Source organism: Bradyrhizobium embrapense (assembly GCF_001189235.2).
In the GTDB taxonomy this organism is placed as follows: domain Bacteria; phylum Pseudomonadota; class Alphaproteobacteria; order Rhizobiales; family Xanthobacteraceae; genus Bradyrhizobium; species Bradyrhizobium embrapense.
The window spans coordinates 1,124,720-1,143,531 of sequence record NZ_LFIP02000002.1; the positions used below are offsets into that span (position 1 = coordinate 1,124,720).

At 65.3% G+C, this 18,812-nt stretch carries 16 protein-coding genes; 5 read left to right on the top strand and 11 right to left on the bottom strand.

Going from position 1 to position 18,812, the window contains the following annotated elements; all coding sequences use genetic code 11:
• Window positions 1-29: 29 nt before the first annotated feature.
• The 3 genes from AKN83_RS12770 (at window position 30) to AKN83_RS12780 (ending at window position 4,441) form a co-directional block, all read left to right on the top strand.
• Window positions 30-1,520 (top strand): ABC transporter substrate-binding protein, encoded by a 1,491-nt coding sequence (locus AKN83_RS12770; protein WP_050402559.1) that lies wholly within the window; start codon window positions 30-32, stop codon window positions 1,518-1,520.
• A gap of 433 nt (window positions 1,521-1,953) precedes the next feature.
• Window positions 1,954-3,663, top strand: a complete 1,710-nt coding sequence (locus AKN83_RS12775; protein ID WP_050402558.1) for a pyrroloquinoline quinone-dependent dehydrogenase — start codon at window positions 1,954-1,956, stop codon at window positions 3,661-3,663.
• A gap of 211 nt (window positions 3,664-3,874) precedes the next feature.
• Window positions 3,875-4,441 (top strand): c-type cytochrome, encoded by a 567-nt coding sequence (locus AKN83_RS12780; RefSeq protein WP_244521966.1) that lies wholly within the window; start codon window positions 3,875-3,877, stop codon window positions 4,439-4,441.
• A gap of 14 nt (window positions 4,442-4,455) precedes the next feature.
• On the opposite strand, the gene AKN83_RS12785 is transcribed toward AKN83_RS12780, so the two are convergent.
• Both AKN83_RS12785 and bla read right to left on the bottom strand, forming a co-directional pair.
• Complete coding sequence (locus AKN83_RS12785; protein ID WP_050402557.1) at window positions 4,456-5,370, bottom strand: ankyrin repeat domain-containing protein; 915 nt, start codon at window positions 5,368-5,370, stop codon at window positions 4,456-4,458.
• Window positions 5,371-5,487: 117 nt separating this feature from the next.
• Window positions 5,488-6,387: a class A beta-lactamase gene (gene bla, locus AKN83_RS12790; RefSeq protein ID WP_050402556.1), complete on the bottom strand. Its 900-nt coding sequence runs from the start codon at window positions 6,385-6,387 to the stop codon at window positions 5,488-5,490.
• Window positions 6,388-6,486: 99 nt separating this feature from the next.
• Between bla and AKN83_RS12795 the strand changes: the two genes are divergently transcribed.
• Window positions 6,487-7,449 (top strand): LysR family transcriptional regulator, encoded by a 963-nt coding sequence (locus tag AKN83_RS12795; RefSeq protein WP_050402555.1) that lies wholly within the window; start codon window positions 6,487-6,489, stop codon window positions 7,447-7,449.
• A 189-nt stretch (window positions 7,450-7,638) separates the two neighbouring features.
• Here the strand turns inward: AKN83_RS12795 and AKN83_RS12800 are convergent, their stop codons facing one another.
• From AKN83_RS12800 to AKN83_RS12825, 6 genes are all read right to left on the bottom strand, one after another.
• Complete coding sequence (locus AKN83_RS12800) at window positions 7,639-8,607, bottom strand: ABC transporter ATP-binding protein (RefSeq protein ID WP_050402554.1); 969 nt, start codon at window positions 8,605-8,607, stop codon at window positions 7,639-7,641.
• Window positions 8,604-9,584 (bottom strand): ABC transporter ATP-binding protein, encoded by a 981-nt coding sequence (locus AKN83_RS12805; protein WP_157113375.1) that lies wholly within the window; start codon window positions 9,582-9,584, stop codon window positions 8,604-8,606. The genes AKN83_RS12800 and AKN83_RS12805 overlap by 4 nt, the downstream gene beginning before the upstream one ends.
• On the bottom strand, window positions 9,581-10,498 hold the full coding sequence (locus AKN83_RS12810; RefSeq protein WP_050402552.1) for an ABC transporter permease: 918 nt from the start codon (window positions 10,496-10,498) through the stop codon (window positions 9,581-9,583). Before AKN83_RS12810 ends, AKN83_RS12805 begins: the two co-directional genes overlap by 4 nt.
• Window positions 10,464-11,420 (bottom strand): ABC transporter permease, encoded by a 957-nt coding sequence (locus AKN83_RS12815; protein ID WP_050402780.1) that lies wholly within the window; start codon window positions 11,418-11,420, stop codon window positions 10,464-10,466. Before AKN83_RS12815 ends, AKN83_RS12810 begins: the two co-directional genes overlap by 35 nt.
• 252 nt (window positions 11,421-11,672) lie before the next feature.
• On the bottom strand, window positions 11,673-13,463 hold the full coding sequence (locus AKN83_RS12820) for a peptide ABC transporter substrate-binding protein (protein WP_050402551.1): 1,791 nt from the start codon (window positions 13,461-13,463) through the stop codon (window positions 11,673-11,675).
• A gap of 358 nt (window positions 13,464-13,821) precedes the next feature.
• Window positions 13,822-15,240, bottom strand: a complete 1,419-nt coding sequence (locus tag AKN83_RS12825; protein ID WP_050402550.1) for a M20 family metallopeptidase — start codon at window positions 15,238-15,240, stop codon at window positions 13,822-13,824.
• A gap of 240 nt (window positions 15,241-15,480) precedes the next feature.
• Between AKN83_RS12825 and AKN83_RS12830 the strand changes: the two genes are divergently transcribed.
• A complete protein-coding gene (locus AKN83_RS12830) occupies window positions 15,481-16,842 on the top strand; it encodes a metallophosphoesterase family protein (RefSeq protein ID WP_050402549.1) in 1,362 nt (453 codons plus the stop codon).
• 89 nt (window positions 16,843-16,931) lie between these two features.
• Here AKN83_RS12830 and AKN83_RS12835 read toward each other — a convergent pair whose 3' ends face one another.
• The 3 genes from AKN83_RS12835 to AKN83_RS12845 all read right to left on the bottom strand — a co-directional run bounded on the left by AKN83_RS12835 (window position 16,932) and on the right by AKN83_RS12845 (window position 18,767).
• Window positions 16,932-17,144 carry a hypothetical protein gene (locus tag AKN83_RS12835; RefSeq protein ID WP_050402548.1) on the bottom strand — a complete coding sequence of 71 codons (213 nt, stop codon included), beginning with the start codon at window positions 17,142-17,144 and terminating at the stop codon, window positions 16,932-16,934.
• 388 nt (window positions 17,145-17,532) lie between these two features.
• A complete protein-coding gene (locus tag AKN83_RS12840; RefSeq protein ID WP_050402547.1) occupies window positions 17,533-17,904 on the bottom strand; it encodes a response regulator transcription factor in 372 nt (123 codons plus the stop codon).
• Window positions 17,901-18,767: a S1C family serine protease gene (locus AKN83_RS12845; RefSeq protein WP_063695313.1), complete on the bottom strand. Its 867-nt coding sequence runs from the start codon at window positions 18,765-18,767 to the stop codon at window positions 17,901-17,903. Before AKN83_RS12845 ends, AKN83_RS12840 begins: the two co-directional genes overlap by 4 nt.
• Window positions 18,768-18,812 lie beyond the last annotated feature (45 nt).

An 18,812-nucleotide genomic window follows, 5' to 3' on the forward strand; every position in this document is an offset into this window, starting at 1 on the left:
AAGAATGAGCACGCCCGGGGAGCAGACCAATGTTGAGGAAATTGTGCGTCATCGCGGCCGCCGCCGCGCTCGCCGCCGCGCCGCTGCCGAGCTTCGCGCAGGGCAAGAAGGACAGCGTCGTGATGGGCATGACGCTGGAGCCGCCGGGGCTCGATCCGACCAACGCAGCGGCCGCGGCGATCGCCGAGGTCACGCTCTACAACATCTACGAGACGCTGACCAAGATCAACGAGGACGGCTCGGTGTCGCCGCTGCTCGCCGAGAGCTGGCAAGCCTCGCCTGATCTCAAGACCTACACCTTCAGGCTCCGCAAGGGCGTCAAATTCCACAATGGCGAGCCTTTCGATTCCGCCGCGGTCAAGTTCACATTCGACCGTGCCGCAGCGCCGACCTCGACCAACAAGGACAGGAGCCTGTACCAGGCGTTCGCGTCGGTGACGGCGCCCGACCCGGAGACGATCGTCGTTGCGTTGAAGTATTCCGAGCCGAACCTGCCGTTCCTGCTCGGCCAGGCGTCGGGTTCGATCGTCGAGCCGAAGAGCGCGCCGACCGACGTGACGCAGCCGGTCGGCACCGGACCCTACACGCTCGGCAACTGGGCCAAGGGCTCGTCGATCACGCTGGTGAAATGGCCGGAGTATCGCAACGCCGCCGCGATCAAGCTGTCCAAGGTGACGATCCGGTTCATCGGCGATCCCGCCGCGCAGGTCGCGGCGCTGCTGTCGGGCGACGTCGACGCGTTTCCGCGGGTTGCGGCGGCGCGCAGCCTGGCGCAGTTCAAGGCCGATCCGCGCTTCAATGTCCTGATCGGCGGCTCGCGAACAAAAACCATCGTCGGCATCAACGAACGCAAGAAGCCGCTCGACGACGTCCGGGTTCGTCGCGCCATCCTCGCCGCGATCGATCGCAAGGCGATGATCGACGGCGCGGTCGACGGCTTCGGCACGCCGATCGGCAGCTTCTACACGCCGGGATCGCTCGGCTATGTCGATACCACCGGCATCAACCCCTACGATCCGGAGCTCGCCAAGAAGCTGCTGGCCGAGGCCGGCGTCAAGACGCCGCTCGAACTCAGCCTGAAACTGCCGCCGCCGTCCTACGCGCGTCAGGGCGGCGAGGTGCTCGCGGCCCAACTCGCCAAGGTCGGTATCGTTGCCAAGATCGAGAACGTGGAATGGGCGCAGTGGCTGTCGCAGGTGTTCACCGGCCCGCACAATTACGACCTCACCATCGTCGCGCATGTCGAGCCGTTCGACCTCGTGAAGCTGACCGAGCCGGATTACTATCTCGGCTACAAGTCAGAGGCGTTCAACGCGCTCTATCAGCAGATCATGGCGACGCCTGACGAGGCCGGCCGGGCCAAGCTGCTCGGCGACGCGCAGCGGATGCTGGCAACCGATGCGGTCGCCTGCTTCCTGTTCCAGCCGCAATTGATCACGATCGCCAGCAAGAAGCTGAAGGGCGTGTGGAAAGACGTGCCGCAGTTCGAGAATGATTTCTCGACCTGGGCTTGGGAGTAACTTGCGAGTAACTCGGAGCAAGCGATCGCGCCGGCGGAGAGCAATGGCCTCAGCCGGCGCCGCAGCTCGCGCGACGCCGTCGCTTGACGCTTAGTCTCATTTTACGTGCTGCGCTTGCGAAGGCGATTCTGTCCGGCGATGCGTGACGGCGCGGGAAGCCACCGATATTGCTCAGTTTGATGCAAGCCCGCGGTCGCAGCACTTCGGGCGCGCGAACGCATGCTGTTCCGGCTTCGCATCGAGCGCATCGGTTGTCTTTGTGAAGGACAGCGCTAACATGGAACCCGTCCGTCGATACCTGTCGTTGTCATTTTTCAATCATCTATTGCAGCGCAACCAAGGCCACCACGGTGCGCGCTCGCTACGCCAGGCCTCGAGGGGAAGTAGCAAACACCATCCCTGATACTGCAACCAAGAAATAACGGGGGAGACTATGTACGTGAAAGGGCTTGCGGCCTTCGCCGCAGCGGTCGGCGTTGGCCTGTTGTCCGGCGCCGCCATCGCACAGGAAGTCAAGCAGGAGAAGCAGTCGGTTCTCGGCAACGCCAATGTGCCGCCGGTGACCCAGGAGCAGCTCAACGCCGCCGACAAGAACGCCAAGGACTTCCTGCTCACCAACGGAAATTACGCCCAGACGCGGTTTTATCCGGGCAAGCAGATCAGCCGGGACAATGTGAAGAACCTGCACGTCGCCTGGATCTTCCAGACCGACGTCAAGGAGTCGCTCGAGACATCGCCGATCGTCGTCGATGGCGTGATGTACGTGACGACGTCGTTCAGCCATGTCTATGCGCTCGACGCCAAGACCGGTCAGCAGCTCTGGCACTATGCCCACAAGATGGGCCCGATCACCGTCTATTGCTGCGGTCCCAACAATCGCGGCGTCCAGGTGCTGGGCGACAGGGTCTATCTGGCGACGCTGGATTCCAAGCTGATGGCTCTGAACGCCAAGACCGGCGAGGTGGTATGGACCACCAACATCGCCGATCCCGAGCTCGGCTACAGCGAGACCATGGCGCCGACCGTGGTCAAGGACAAGGTGCTGATCGGCACCAATGGCGGCGAATACGGCATCCGCGGCTTCGTGCGTGCCTATGACGCCAAGACCGGCAAGCAGCTGTGGAATTTCAACACCATTCCGGAGAACTCCGTCGGAGTCTGGGCCACCAAGGACGCCACCGGCCGCGACATGCATCGCAATATCCAGGCCGAGAAGGACATGCTCGCCAAGATCGGCGATCCCTATGCCAAGCTCGGCGGCGGCGTGTGGCAGAACCCTTCGGTCGATCTCGCGACCAACCGGATCTACTTCGTCGTCGGCAATCCATCGCCCGACCTCGACGGCTCGAACCGGCCCGGCGACAACCTCTACACCAACTCGCTGGTCTCGCTCGATCTCGACACCGGCAAGTATGTCTGCCACTTCCAGTACATCGCCCATGACGTCTGGGACCTCGACGCGGTCAGCCCGACGGTGCTGGTCGACGTCAAGGACAAGGGCGGCAAGACGATTCCCGGCGTCATTCATGCCGGCAAGACCGGACACATCTATGTGCACGATCGCAAGGACTGCAGCCTGATCCGCTTCTCCGAGGCGATGGTGCCGCAGGAGAACATGTGGGTGCTGCCGACCAAGGAGGGCGCGCGCATGCTGCCTGGCGCCAATGGCGGCGTCGAATGGTCGCCGATCGCGACCGACCCGGGACAGGAGCTGGCCTACGCCATCAATCTGCACCAGCCGATGACCTACCACGTCGAAAGCACCGCCTATCCGAACGGCAAGCTGTGGCTGGGCGGCGCCTTCAAGGTGATCCCGAGCGAGAAGCAGTCGGGCAACATCACCGCGGTGAACTACAACACCGGCAAGATCAAGTGGCAGGTCAAGACGCCTGAGCCGATGATCGGCGGCATCCTCGCCACGGCCGGCGGCCTCGTGTTCACCGGCGAGGGCAACGGCAAGTTCGCGGCCTACAATTCGTCGAGCGGCAAGGAGCTGTGGAGTTTCCGCGCCGGCGCCGGCGTCAACGCGCCGCCGTCGAGCTACATGGTCGGCGGCAAGCAATATGTCGTGGTCGGTGCGGGCGGCAACGTCCAGCTCGATTTCAAGCGCGGCAACAACATCATCGCCTTCACGCTCGACTGAGCCGGGGCGGAATGCATAATCGCGCGTACAAGCGTTGACGGCGAGGCGGGCCCGCTCCGGTCCCGCCTCGGTTTTGTTCGGACCAAAGGTCCAGCCGCGTCATTGCGAGCGAAGCGAAGCAATCCATTGTGCCGCATGTGCGGAGGCATGGGTTGCTTCGTCGCTTTCGCTCCTCGCAATGACGGGAATCATAACCCGTTCGGATCAGGTGATGCTCGGTAAACAGATGATGTGCGGCGCGGCGTTGCTGCTGATGGCGGGGCAGGCGCGGGCAGAGACAATCGAAGACAAGGTTGCGGTCTGCGCCGGTTGCCACGGCGAGGCCGGCAAGCCCATCGACAAGACCATTCCGACGATCTGGGGCCAGCAGGCCGGCTATCTCTACATCCAGCTCCGGGATTTCAAGCGCGGCGATCGCAAGAGCGAGATCATGCAGCCGATCGCGACCCAGTTCGAGCGCGACGACATGCTGGCGATCGCGGAATATTTCTCGCAGAAGCCATGGCCGGACCTCGGCCAGCCGCGTGCGCCCAAGGACGTCGCGGCGAAGGCGCTCAGCGCCAGCGCTTCGGTCGGCTGCCCGGCCTGCCACCTCGATCGCTTCCAGGGTGACGGCACGGTGCCACGGCTTGCCGGGATGGGGCGGGACTACCTCGCCAAGACAATCGCCGATTTCCGCACCCGCGCGCGCGGCAACAATCCCGGCATGTCCGACCTCATGATCGCGACGTCGCCCGACGACCTCGCCGCGCTGGTCGAGTATCTGGCGGGGCTGTGAGCGGCGCCGCCGTCTCAGTGCGGTGTCAGCTCTTCGCGCAGCGCCGAGAGGATGGTGAGATCGGCGGCGTGCTTGCCGGCCTTGTCGGCCAGCGCCGCATCGGCGCCGTGGGCGAGCAGCGCTTTGGCGATCGCCGGATGGTTGCCCTCGGCGGCGATCATCAGCGCTGTGCGTCCCCGCGCATCGCGTTCGTCGACCTTGGCGCCCGCGTCCAGCAGATACGCGACGACCTCGAGCGCCTGCGCCTCCGGCACGGTCTCATCCGGTCCGGCCGCCCACATCAGCAGCGTTAGGTCGTTGGCGTAGCGCGCGTTGATGTCGATATCGAGCGCGAGCAGCTGCTTGACGATACCGAGCTGGCCGCCGGCCGCCGCATAGACGACCGGCGGCTTGCCGGTGTCGTCGGGCTTGCGGCCGTCGGCGCCGTGCGCCAGCAGCATGCGCACCACCATGTCCCGGCCGGCATAGGCGGCGGCCGCGACCGCCGAGGCGCCGCTGCGTCCGGTGAGATTGACGTCGGCGCCGCGGTCGATCAGCCGCTGCACGATCGCGACATGGCCGCGCTCGGCGGCAAGATACAGCGCGGTCGATCCTGCGAGGTTGCGGGCATCGACCGGCGCGCCACGGGCCAGCAGCAGGTCGACCATGTCGAGATGGCCGGAGCGGGCAGCGTGGCTCAGCGGTCTTGCACCGAGCCGGTCCCGTGCATCGACCGAGGCGCCGCCATCGAGCAGGGCGGTGGCGAGATTGATGCAATCGGCGTTGGCGGCAGCGAACAAGGTCAGCGAGATCTCGATCGCGCTGAGCTGGGCCTTGTCGGTTTCGTATTTGCGGATCAGCTCGCGGCAGCGTGCCGGGTCGGCCGCAGCAAAGCCGCTGTGAACGTGGCCTGCGACAAGCAGCGCGGCGAGGGCGATGCGGCGATACAAGACGTGTCCTCCGGATGGCCTGCTATCAGCATCGCCATTCGGATTCAGCGTCGCATGATCCTTCGTTGCTGCCAAGCCGCGCAGCGATGGGATGCCGCGCGGCGGCGTCCTGCGGCTCTAGCCGGACTGCCCGGTACTCGCATTCGCAACGGCGCGCGCGACATTGGCGATCACCTCGTTGCATTTCTCCATGGGCGCACTTGCCCCGGTCAGGTAGACCGTCACCACGATCGGCTTGCGGCCGGGCGGCCAGAATACGCCGATATCGTTATAGGTGCCGCGCTCGCCGGTGCCGGTCTTGTCGCCGACCCGCCAGTCGCGCGGCACGCCGGCGCGCAGCCTTGCGTCACCGGTCTTGTTGGCCACCATCCAATCCGCCAGCTTCTGGCGCGAGGCGGCCTGCAGGACATCGCCGATCACCACGCGCTGCAGATTCTTCAGCATCGCAACAGGGCTCGTCGTGTCGCGCGGGTCGCCTGATACGCCCTCGTTCAGCGCCAGCTCCCAGCGGTCGAGCCGGCTCACATTGTCGCCGATGGTGCGGAAGAACGCGGTGAGGCCGGCCGGCCCGCCGATCTCGCGCAGGATCATGTTGCCCGCGGTGTTGTCGCTCCGCGTGATCGCAGCCTCGCAGAGTTCGGCGAGCGTCATGCCCGACTCGACATGGTCCTTGGTGACAGGCGAATTGGCCAAGATATCTTTGGCCTCGAACCGCACGCGCTGGTCGAGGCTGGATTCACCTCGGTCGACCCGGAGCAGTACCGCGGCCGAGGCCAGTGCCTTGAAGGTGCTGCACATCGGGAACCGCTCGTCGCCGCGCAGGCTGGCGCGCAATCCGGTTTCCATGTCGAGCGCGGCGACGCCGAGCCGGCCGCTGGTTGCGAGCTCGATGCGCGCAAACTCGTCCTGCAGCCGCTGCGCCGGCCCGCTCGGTCCCGCCGCTGCACTCTGTCGCGCCAGGGTGCAAGAAACCGCAAGGCCCAGCGCGCGCAATCCCAATGTCCGTCTCGTCAGCATCTCTCGTCTCCGTTGGCGGCGCGAACCTGCCGGGCGGCGTGACGGAGCACAAACAATCATTTATACAACGAGGCATGAGAAAAACTTGGTCATGACACCGTGCGCCGGCACCTCCCGCTGAACGCATTACGCGCCTTCGAGGCCTCCGCGCGGCTGCTCAGCTTCACCCGCGCGGGGATGGAGCTGCGCGTGACGCAGACCGCGATCAGTCACCAGGTCAAGCAGCTCGAGGATACGCTCGGCGCGAGCCTGTTTCGCCGCCTGCCGCGCGGGCTGGTGCTCACCGACGAGGGGCTGGCGCTGCTGCCGGTGTTGACCGACGCGCTCGACCGGATCGGGGCTGCGATCGATCGCATCGAAGCCAAGGGCACGCGCGAGGTCGTTACCGTCGGCTGCGTCACGACCTTTGCGACCGGGTGGCTGCTGCAGCGGATCGATCGCTTCAAGCGTGCGCATCCCTATATCGACCTGCGCCTGCTCACCAACAACAACCGCGTCGACATCGCGGGCGACGGGCTCGATCTTGCGCTTCGCTTCGGCGACGGCTCATGGCACGGAACCGAGGCGATCCATCTGCTGTCCACGCCGCTCTCGCCGGTGTGCTGCGCCGATACGGCGGGCCGGCTGCGCAAGCCGTCGGATCTCGCGCAGGAATTCCTGCTGCGCTCCTACCGCGCCGAGGAATGGCCGCTGTGGTTTGCGGTGGCCGGCGCGCCATGCCCGAAGATCCAGGGGCCGATCTTCGACAGTTCGGTTGCGATGGCCGAGGCCGCCGCGCGCGGCGTCGGCGTCGGGCTGGTCCCAACAGCGATGTTCAACAACGAATTGACCTCGGGCCGGCTGGTGCGGCCATTCGCGGCCGAAGTGCCGGCGGGCTCCTATTGGCTGACCTGGCTGAAGTCGCGGGAAGTGACGCCCGGCATGCGCGCCTTCCGCGACTGGTTGCTGGATACGCTGCGGGCGGAAGTGAGCGAGGCGGAGGACGCGGCAGCGCCTGCACCGCGGCGGAACGCCAAGGCAAAGGCCAGACCGACGCCACTGAGCAAGACCAAGCGGCGTTAGCCTTGGGCGGCATGATTTCAATCATCGTCGCCACTATTTCTGAATTTTCGAATAATGCCGCTGATTTGCCCGACATGTCAAGGGCCGTGTCGAACGCCCGCAGCCGCCGGCTACTGTGCATGGGGTTGTTTTCGATATTTTTGGCGGTGCGCCCCCAGCGACGGCTGGCAACCGCATCTGGCGCGTCACCTACGCCAGATGGCACGCCACGGAATGCCCGTTGCTTCCCTCCCGCAGTTCCGGCGCGGTTTGCCGGCAGCGTTCTTCGGCGATCGGGCAACGGGTGTGGAAGTGGCAGCCCTGCGGCGGGTTCATCGGGCTCGGCACGTCGCCCTTCAGGCGGATGCGGTCGCGCTTCGCCTTGGGATCGGCCACCGGCACCGCCGAGAGCAGCGCCTTGGTGTAGGGATGCTGGGGATTGCGGTAGAGATCGCTGGCCTTGGCGAGCTCGACGATGCGGCCGAGATACATCACCGCGACACGGTCGGAGATGTGTTCGACCACAGAGAGATCGTGGGCCACGAACAGATAGGTGAGGTTCAGCTCGGCCTGCAGATCCTCGAGCAGGTTGATGACCTGGGCCTGGATCGAAACGTCGAGCGCCGAGACCGGCTCGTCGCACACGATCAGCTTCGGCTCCAAGGTCAGCGCGCGGGCGATCGCGATGCGCTGGCGCTGGCCGCCGGAGAATTCATGCGGGTAGCGCCGCATGTGCTCGGCCTTCAGCCCGACCTTGACCAGAAGGCGCGCGACGCGGTCCTCGCGCTCGCTCGCTGACGTCACGAGATTATGGATGATGAAGGGCTCGGCGAGGATCGCGCCGACCGTCATGCGCGGATTGAGCGAGGCGAACGGGTCCTGGAACACCAGCTGCATGTTGCGCCGCATGGCACGCAGGTCGCCGCCGCCGAGACCGGTCACGCTCTGGCCGTCGAACACGACTTCGCCCGAGGTCGGCTCGATCAGCCGCAGCACGCAGCGTCCGGTGGTGGACTTGCCGCAGCCGGATTCGCCCACGAGGCCGAGCGTCTCGCCGCGGCTGACCGCAAACGACACGCCGTCGACCGCATAGACCTGGCCGACCTCGCGCGACAACAGGCCGCCGAGCACCGGGAAATGCTTCTTCAGATTGGAAACGCGCAGCAGCGGCTCGCTCATGACGCGTCTCCGAGGTGGCAGGCGATGCGATGGCCGGGCGCGATCTCGCGCAGCCGCGGCTCGCGCTCGGTGCAGATGCTCATCGCGTGTTTGCAGCGGGAAGCAAACCGGCAACCGGGCGGCGGGTTGATCAGGATCGGCACCGAGCCTCCGATCGCTTCCAGCCGGGTTTTGTGCGCGGCGTCGAGGTCGATGCGCGGGATCGAGCGGATCAGGCCCTGGGTGTAGGGATGGCGCGGATTGCCGAACAGTTCGTCGACCGGCGCCTCTTCCACCACCTTGCCGGCATACATCACGACGACGCGCTGCGCGGTCTCGGCCACCACGCCCATCGCGTGCGTGATCAGCATCACCGCCATGCCGAAGCGTTCCTTCATGTCCTGCAAGAGGTCGAGGATCTGCGCCTGGATGGTGACGTCGAGCGCGGTGGTCGGCTCGTCGGCGATCACGAGCTTGGGCCGGCAGGCCAGCGCCATCGCGATCATCACGCGCTGGCGCATGCCGCCGGAGAACTGGTGCGGGTAATGATGCACGCGACCCGCGGCATTGGGGATCTGCACCAGCTTCAGCATCTCGACGGTGCGCTCGAGCGCCTGCTTCTTGGTCACCGGCTCGTGGCGGCGCAGGCTCTCGGCGATCTGCTCGCCGATCGTCAGCACCGGGTTGAGCGAGGTCATCGGCTCCTGGAAGATGAAGCCGATCTCCTTGGCCCTGATATCGTCGAGCTCGCGGCTGGTCAACGGCACGAGATCGCGGCCCTCGAACATGATCTCGCCTTCGACGATCCTGCCCGGCGGCATCGCGATCAGCTTCAGGATCGACATCGCGGTGACAGTCTTGCCGCAGCCGGATTCGCCGACCACGCACAGCGTCTCGCCCCGGTTGATGCTGATGTCGACGCCGTCGACGGCCTGGAGAATGCCGGCGTCGGTGCTGAAATGGGTTTTCAGGCCCTTGATGTCGAGCAGCGCCATCAGATCACCTTGCGGGCGTCGAGCGCGTCGCGCAGCCCGTCGCCGATGAAGTTGATGGCGACCACGGCGATGAAGATCGCGCCGCCGGGAAACAGCGCCCAATGCGGCCCGATGTCGAGAAAGTCCTTGGCGTCATAGAGGATGCGGCCCCAGGTCGGCGTATCCGGCGGGAAGCCGAGGCCGAGGAACGAGAGCGTCGATTCGGCGATGATCGCGGCGGCGACGTCGATCGTGCCGGCGATGATCACGGGACCAAGTGCATTGGGCAGGATGTGGCGCACCACCTGGCGCACCGGGCTCGCGCCGAGCGCACGCGCCGCCTCGACGAATTCCTTCTCGCGCAGCGACAGGAACTGGGCGCGCACCAGGCGGGCGACCGGCATCCAGCGCAGGCCACCGATCACAAGCACGATCAGGATGAAGATGCCGCCCTCCGGGCCGAACACGGCCTTCAGCCCGTCGCGGAACAGATAGATCAGCATCAACAGCAGCGGCAGTTGCGGCAGCGACAGGAACAGGTCGGTCAGCCACATCAGCGCGTAGCCGAGCGGGCCGCGCGACATGCCGGCGAGCGCGCCGATCAGCGTGCCGACGAACACCGAGACCAGCATCGCGGCGAGGCCGACCGCGAGCGAGATGCGGCCGCCATAGATCATGCGGGCCAGCAGGTCTTGGCCGAGATCGTCGGTGCCGAACGGATGCGCCAGCGAGGGGCCCTGCAGGCCTGCCACCACGTCGATGTCGCTGATCGAGACGCGCCAGATGAACGGACCGATCACCACGGCCGCGATCAAGAGCAGCAGCAGCACGGCGCTGACCACCGCCGGCCGGTGCCGGCGGTAGCGCCGCCAGGTTTCGCGCCAGGGCGAATAGCCGCGCCGCTCAGCGGAAGGAGATGCGAGGGTCAAGCCAGCCATAGAGGACATCTGCAATCAGGTTGAACAGCACCACGAGACACGCGAACACGAAGGTCACGGCCATCACGACCGGCGTATCGTTGGCGAGGATGGAGGAAATCAGCAGCGAGCCGATGCCGGGAATCCGGAAGATCTGCTCGGTGACGATGGCGCCGCCGAACACGGCAGGCATTTGCAATGCGATCAGCGTGACAACCGGGATCATCGCGTTTCGCATCACATGCTTGACGATCACCTTGGCCTGCCCGAGCCCCTTGGCGCGCGCGGTGGTGACATAGTCGAGGCGGATCACGTCGAGCATCGCCGAGCGCACGAAGCGGGTCATCGACGCCGCCTGGAACAGGCCGAGCACCATCACTGGCATGATGGCCTGCCGGATCATCTCGAGGGCCCATTTGATCCCGCTGCCCGGTAGGTCGGTGTAGACGAACGGCAGCCAGTCCAGCTTCACCGAGAACACCAGGATGAACAGGATGCCGGTGAAGAAGGTCGGCAGCGAGAAGCCGATGAAGGCGAAGGTGTTGGCGAGCTGGTCGAACAGCGAATAGGGTCGGGTGGCGGCGTAGACGCCGACCGGGATCGCGATCAGCAGCGCCAGCAGTTGCGACGAGCCGACCACGTAGAGCGTGGTCGGCAGTCGTTGCAGGATCAGCGTATCGACATTGATCCGGCTGACGAAGGAGAAGCCCCAGTCGCCCTGCGCCATCGCCACGAGCCAGTGCAGGTAGCGGAGATAGATCGGATCGTCGAGCCCGAACTTGGTGCGCAGCGCGGCCTGCACCTCGGGCGGCACGTTCGGATTGGTCGCGAGCTCGCTGAACGGATCGCCTGGCGCGAGCGCCAGCACGACGAACAGCACGACCGAAATCCCGAGCAGGCTCGGGATCGCGATCATCAGACGGCGCAGGATATACTGACTCATAGAGAGATCATCTAACTAACGCTCGCACCTTGAGCACGTTGATCTTACTTTCAGTCGAAAGGCGAGCTTCACCTCGCCCAGCGTACGGGGAGAGGTCGGAATTCAAGCACGGCTTGAATGCCGGGTGAGAGGGACTCTCCACGAACTCATCTCTCACGGTATTGGCAGTTCGAGCCCCTCACCCTAACCCTCTCCCCGCAAGGGGGGGGAGAGGGAAGAGATGCACCGGTTCGACGCTGTACCCGTCACGTCTTAAGTTTCACGATACCAGTCTTGCAGATTGTCGGTCTGGTTGGCCCAGCCGGAGAGCGCGGGCCGCACCGTGTTGGAGCAGGCTTCCACCGCGAGCCGATGCATCACGGGGATCATCACGTTGTCCTGCCACATCAGATCGTTGCACTTGATGTAGAGATCGGCGCGCTTGATCGGATCGGTCTCGGTATCGGCGGCATCGACCGCGGCGTCGTAATCCTTGTTGACCCAGCGCGGGAAGTTCGGTCCCTGCCACTTGTTCTCCTTGGTGGCGACGTTGCGCGAATGATAGCGGCGCATGTGCAGGGCCGGATCGGGCTGCGTCATCGGGATCTGGAACATCTCGATGTCGGCATAGAAATGGGCGTAGGTGTCGGGGTTGGCGACGTCGGAGGAGAAGAACACCGAGGCCACCACCGATTTCAACTCGACGTCGATGCCGGCCTTCTGGCAGGCCTGCTTGACGATCGCTTGGGTCTTCTGTCGCGGCCCGTTGATCGAGGTCTGGTAGAGAAGTTTGAGCTTCTTGCCGTCCTTCTCGCGGATGCCATCGGAGCCCGCCTTCCAGCCGGCTTCCTCGAGCAGCGCGCTCGCCTTCTCGACCGAGAACTCCCATTTGGTGTTCTTGGAGACGAACTCTTCGGGGCCGTTGAGATAGTTGGCGGTGGCGCGGCCGGCGCGGCCGTAGATCACCTTCTTGATGGATTCGCGGTCGACCAGGAGGGCGAGCGCCTGGCGCACGCGCGGGTCGGACAGAATCGGATGCTTGGTCTTCATCGACGAGCGTTCGCCGTCGACCTCGGTGTTGGGGTCGGTGAAGTTGATGGCGATGAATTCGATGTCGCCGCCGACGGCATAGAGCGTCTTGCCCTTGCCGCCCTTCTCCAGCCGCAGCAGCACTTCGTCCTCGACCTGGATATTCCAGGCGAAATCATATTCGCCGGTCTGGATCACCGCGCGCGCCGCCGACACCGCGTCACCGCCGCCCTTCATCTCGATCGTGTCGAAATAGGGCCGGTTCGCCATGTGGTAGTCTTGATTGATCTCGCCGCGGATCAGGTCGCCCGGCTTGAATTCGATGAACTTGTAGGGTCCGGTGCCGACCGGCTTCAGATTGGTCGGCGCCTCGCGCGACTTGCCGCCCTTGAACTCGGCGAACAGGTGTTTCGGAATGACGCAGCCATAGGCGCCGACGAATGCGTTGGCCCAGAACGGCGTCGGATCCTTGAACTTGATGCGGACCGTGAGGTCGTCGACCTTCTCCACTGTCATGCCGGCGTAGGTCGCACTCGAGACCGCGGCCGTCGCCGGGTCGCTGGCATATTCGTATGTGAAGACGACGTCGTCGGCGCTGAACGGTTTCCCGTCATGCCATTTGACGCCGGGCTTGAGTTTCCAGACCACCGATTTGGCGTCGGCGGCAAGGCCGCCATTCTGGATCGAGGGGATCTCGGCGGCGAGGATCGGGTTGAGATGGCCGTCGACATCCCAGCTGGCCAGCGGCTCGTAGAAGATGCGCGAGCCATCCTGGTCCTTGGTGCCGGTGGCGAAGTGCGGATTGAGCAGCGTCGGGCCCTGCCACCACAACAGCTTCAGCGGACCGCCGCCGCCGCGCTTGGTCGGCTTGTAGGGGTTGGGGCTCTGCGCCATCGCGACGCCGCCGATCGCCAGAATCTGGTTAGCCAACGGCGCGGTGAGGCCGACGGCAACCATTCGCTTGACGAAGGCGCGGCGATCCATCCGCCCGTCCCTTACGTCGTCGATCATCCCGCGCAGATTGTTGTCGAACATTGTCCCCTCGGTCCGGCTCACGTGAGATTGCGGCGGACCGTGGAACCGGCCGCCGTGCTGGCGGCAGATGGCACACCGAATGACCGCGAAGGTCAACGTCTCCAACGCCACAGGGCCTAGGTCTTTTGGCTATCGCTTGTGCAGAACGGCTCCGCATCGCACATCGGTTCGGCATTTCGGTGCCAAAGCGCGGCTGCGCACGCCTCGCAGTGCGGAAAATTTGTTCGTTATCCTTTGTTCTGAGATGCTTTTTTGTCACGCAAGAGCGTTGTCGCGCGAAGTGGCTGCTCCGTTCCAATCGGAAAGGGCTTGGGCCGGACCTCGTTGCAAAGAACTGGTCCGGCCCGTTATGCGGTCCTCAGGCGACCGACATGTCCAACGGCGGAGCAACATTCGCCGGCAGCGGGCTGACATAGGGCGTTCTGGTGGTCCGCTTCTTGAGATCGGCCTTGGCGGCCGCGATCAGCTCCGGCTCCAGCAGCGCCTTGACGCCGAGGCCAGCCATCGCCTTGGCGGCCTGCACCATCGCCTTGTGCGCGGCCGGCGTCTTGCCCTGCGCCACAACCTGCCAGGTGTGGAACGGCGTGCCGATTGCAACCGTCGGTGCATGAACCTGCACCGTCGGCACCACCCAGCTGACGTCGCCGACATCGGTCGAGCCGATCAGCGGATTGCGCTTGGCGTCGATCGGCACCAGGAAATCGGCCAGCGGCCGGTCGGTTGGCTCCATGCCGATCGCGTAATAGACCGAGGCGATGTCCTTGTCGGTCAGGGTCGCGCGGATCTTGCCGGCGAAATCCTTGTCGGCATCGTCGAAATGCGGCGGGCCGAGATCTTCCATGATCTGGTGCAGCGTCCGCTCCAGCGGCGTGTTGGGCAGGATGTTGGAGACCGCGGAGATGATCTTCATCTCGACCTTGGTCTCGGTCATCAGGGCAGCGCCTTGCGCGATCTTGTGCACGCGCTCGACCAGCTCGTTCATGCCGGGCAGGTCGCGGGCGCGGATCGAGTAGCGCACGCGGGCATGGGCCTGCACCACGTTGGGTGCAATGCCGCCGGTGTCGAGCAGCGCATAGTGCACCCGGGCATCGCTCGGCATGTGCTCGCGCATGTAGTTGACGCCGACATTCATCAATTCCACCGCATCGAGCGCGCTGCGGCCGAGATGCGGCGAGGCCGCCGCATGCGAGGTGCGCCCGGTGAAGATGAAGTCGGCCCGGGTGTTGGCGAGCGACGGCGTCACCGCCACCTCCCAGAAGCTGTGCGGATGCCAGGTGATGGCGATGTCGGCGTCCTCGAACGCGCCACAGCGCACCATGAAGGCCTTCGCGGCGCCGCCTTCCTCGGCGGGACAGCCGTAGTAGCGCACCCGGCCCGGCACCTTGTTGGCGGCGAGCCAGTCCTTCACCGCGGTCGCGGCGAGCAATGCGGAGGAGCCGAGCAGATTGTGGCCGCAGCCATGACCGTGGCCGCCGGTCTCGACCGGACGATGCTCGGCGATGCCGGCCTCCTGGCTGAGGCCGGGCAGGGCGTCATATTCGCCGAGGAAGGCGATCACGGGGCCGCCTTCGCCCCATTCGCCCATCACCGCGGTTGGAATGTCGGCGAGGTTTTCGGTGATGCGGAAACCCTGGTGGCGCAGTTCGGCCAGATGTTCGGCGGAGGAGCGTGCCTCGGTGTAGCAGACCTCGGGCATTGCCCACACCCGGTCGCTCAATTCGATGAAACGCGGCTTGATCGCGTCGACGCCGCGCCAAACATCACTACGGTTGTCCATTTGCTCCGATCCTCGAGTAAGGCAATCTGAAGCGCAAAACGCTAGCAGCTTGCCGCAGCGCCGCCTAGCGCCTGCCGGCAGACCAGCTTTTCCGAAAGTCACGTCCTGGTGTGCAGGAACCCCCGTCCTCGGACCGAGCGACTTCGAGAGCCCCGAATCCACGACCATCGCATGGATGGCCGCCTTGAGCGATCAGTCTGCCTTCCTCTATGATGTGGCTCGTGAGGACGTGGTCCGACCATGCATGATGCAATTCCGTCTCTGTTGCCGAGAAATTCGGGCCACCAGTTCGTGATCTATGCCGACGCCTGCTCCGGTGTTCCCGGCGCGCTGCACGAGCGGACTTTCGCATCAATGAATGATGTGGTCCGCCGGCTGCATCCTGCGCCCGAATTCATCCTCTTTCCGGGTGACGAGATCATCGGCCTCACCGCCGATGCGGAGGCGTTGCGCGCGCAATGGCGGCACTGGCTCGATACCGAAATGGGCTGGCTGGATCGACGCGCCGTGCCGCTGTGGCACACGACCGGCAACCACACCACCTATGATCGGATGAGCGAGGCGGTGTTTCGCGAGGTGCTGAAGCTGCCGCGCAACGGTCCGCCCGGTCAGGAAGGCCTGTCCTATTGGGTCCACCGCGACGACCTGCTGATGGTGTTCGTGCACACGCTGTGGAGCGGGCTCGGCGGCGAGGGCCACGTCGAGACCGAATGGCTGGACGCGGTCCTCGAACAGCACAACGACGCAAGATACAAGCTGGTGCTGGGTCATCATCCGGTCTTCCCCATCAATGGCTTCAGCGGCAGCTATCAGCGCGAGATCGGCCACGAATACAGTGCGCGCTTCTGGGAAATCCTGGTGCGCGCCGGCGTGACCGCCTATGTCTGCAGCCACATCCTTGCATTCGACGTTCAGGTTCATCGCGGGGTGCTGCAGATCTGCACCGCCGGCGCAGGCACCGCGCACCGGATGCCCGAGGGCGTCGAGTATCTGCATTGCGTGCAGGCCGCGCTCGATCGACGCGGTCTCCGCTATCAGGTGCTCGACACCGAAGGCGCCATCCGCGAGCAGCTCGCATGGCCGCCACCATCTCTCGACGAGGCAGCGTGGTCGCCATTGCCGCACGGCATCAACCCTGCACCATTGTCCGGAATGCCGGCGCCGGCGACGGTCGTCGCCCTGAGATTGTCAGGTCGCACCGCCGCCGGAGTAGCGGCGCCGCAAACGCTGCTCTGCACGCCGGTGCCTGACATGATCGCACCGCTCTGGCTCGGCCTGCGCGGTCCGAACCAGACGCTAACGCTGATCCTCGGGCGCGAGCATGGGCGCAGTCCGCACTATTGGGTCGGTCCGGATCTCGGCGATGAGCGGGATTTCGACCTCGAGATCGCCTTCTATCCGGACATGGGACCCGGCGGCGTGCTGTGGCGACGCCGCGGTGACATCAGCTGGACGTCGTTCGCGGCGATATCGGCGACGGGGCTCGAGCTGTTGTCGTGGCCCGCGCTCTGGAGCGTCGGCTGCGGGCAGCATGGACCGGACGACCGGCGCTACGCCGGACCGCGGCTCGAGATCGCTGCGACCGTTCTCGCAGCGTCATGATGCTTTGAGCCTTAGGCCAAGCTTTGGGCCAAGCCTTAGTCCAAGCCTTAGTCCAAGCCTTGGGTCAGGTCGGCGGCGAAGCGGCTGGTCTAGTCAGGCTTCTTCGGCTTGTCCCGTTCCGCGCCTTTCAATTCGCGATCGATCAGCGTGCAGACCCGGCGCTGCGCCAGCAGGTCGAGCCGCGCGCGCGTGGTGCCGCGCTTGATCTTGCCGTTGATTTCGAATGACCAGCTCCAGAGGTCGGGTTCGATGTTGGTGAGCGTGTATTGAATGTCCCGGTGACGATCGATCAGCTTCTTCATGCCGTTTCTTCTTGTTGGCTGAAGAGTGCATAGCGAGATCGAGAGGGTGTCTGTATCCGGACGACTACCTACGCATTTGGTCTAGACGTCCGCGTGGCGGAATTTTTGCAAATCATCGAGTTGGGGTCGTTGTCTAGCTTTCGCGGGTGATGACACCGCGTGACACCTTGAATCGAGAACCATCCTCATCGTCGTCCTGGCGAAAGCCAGGACCCATTACCCCGAATGTTCATTGTTGCGCGATGCCGGGGCCACGGTCCCTTTCACAATCCAAAGCCGTGGTTATGGGTCCTGGCTTTCGCCAGGACGACGAACGGTGGGTCCCGCATGCAACATGCGCCGGAGTCCTGCTTTCGCAGGGACGACGTGTGGAGAGACCGCGCACCCTTCACAAATTGATCACGCCGCGCCGCGCGGCGTGGGCGACGGCGTCGGTGCGGCCGGTGGCGTCGAGCTTGTCGAGCAGGGAGCCGACATGGAATTTTGCGGTGTGGACGGAAATCCCGAGCCGCTGCGCGATCATCTTGTTGGATGCGCCCTCGGCCAGCAGCGCCAGCACATCGAGCTCGCGCGGTGTCAGCTCGAAGTCGCCGCTGGCGGCCTCGCGGTTGCGTGCGACGATCGCGGCCGCCGCCTGCTCGCCGGGTGCGGCAAGCCGCAGGCCGGCGACGCTGCCGAGCAATGTCGCCAGCCGGTCGGCGAGGACGGGGTCGTCGATCTCGAGCGCAATGACGATGTCGGCGGCAGGTTCACTGCTCACGTCTCGGGCCTCTCTCCGACTGTGACCTTGAATGTCATCGGCTCGCCGCCGCGATGCACGGTCAGCTCGACGACGCTGCCGACGCTCTGCGGCCCGAGACCGCGCGACAGCGCCCGCACGCCCGACAGCTTCTCACCGTTGACGGCGATGATCACGTCGCCTTGGCGGATGCCGGCGGCGGCCGAGGGGCCGGCCTTGTCGACATTCATCACCATCGCGCCGAGGCCGTCGTCGAGACGGACCGGCTGCAGTCCGACGCCGAGATATCCGCGCGCGATGCGGCCGCTCTTCTCGAGCTGGGCTGCGACCCGCTCGATGGTCGCAGCCGGAATCGTCAGTACGCGGCGCGGGCCGAGCACCGCCATGCCGAACGGCACGCCGGCGGCATTCAGCGCCAGCCCGCCCTGCTGGCTGTGCCGCAGCCGGACGTCGAGCTCGATCCGCGCGTCGATCTCGCCGCCGCGCAGGCTGCGCCAGGCGCCGCCCGACCGCGAGACCATGCCGAGCCGTGCGACCGGCGCGTCGCGGTCGGCCGCGACCAGCACCGCGAGCGATCCGAGCGCGGGGATCTCGCTCGACAGTTTGACCGGGGCGACTTCGCCATCGACGCGCAGCAAGGCAATGTCGGTGGTGTGGTCGCGCCCGGCGACGGCGGCTTGCTTGCGGCTGCCGTCGGCGAACTGGATCTCGATCTCGCCCTCGTCGGCCAGCGCTTCGTCGGCGGTGACGATCAGGCCGACCTTCCAGACAAAGCCGGAGGCGCGCGCGCGATGCGAATGCACGGAGACGACCGACGGCGCAGCGCGCGCAATGGTCTCCGACAGGGCTGACGACAGCGAGGCAAGGATGTTCGGTTCGGTCATGGGAAACTCCGTTGGCTTCCCGCAATCTGGGATGTTGCGGCCGGC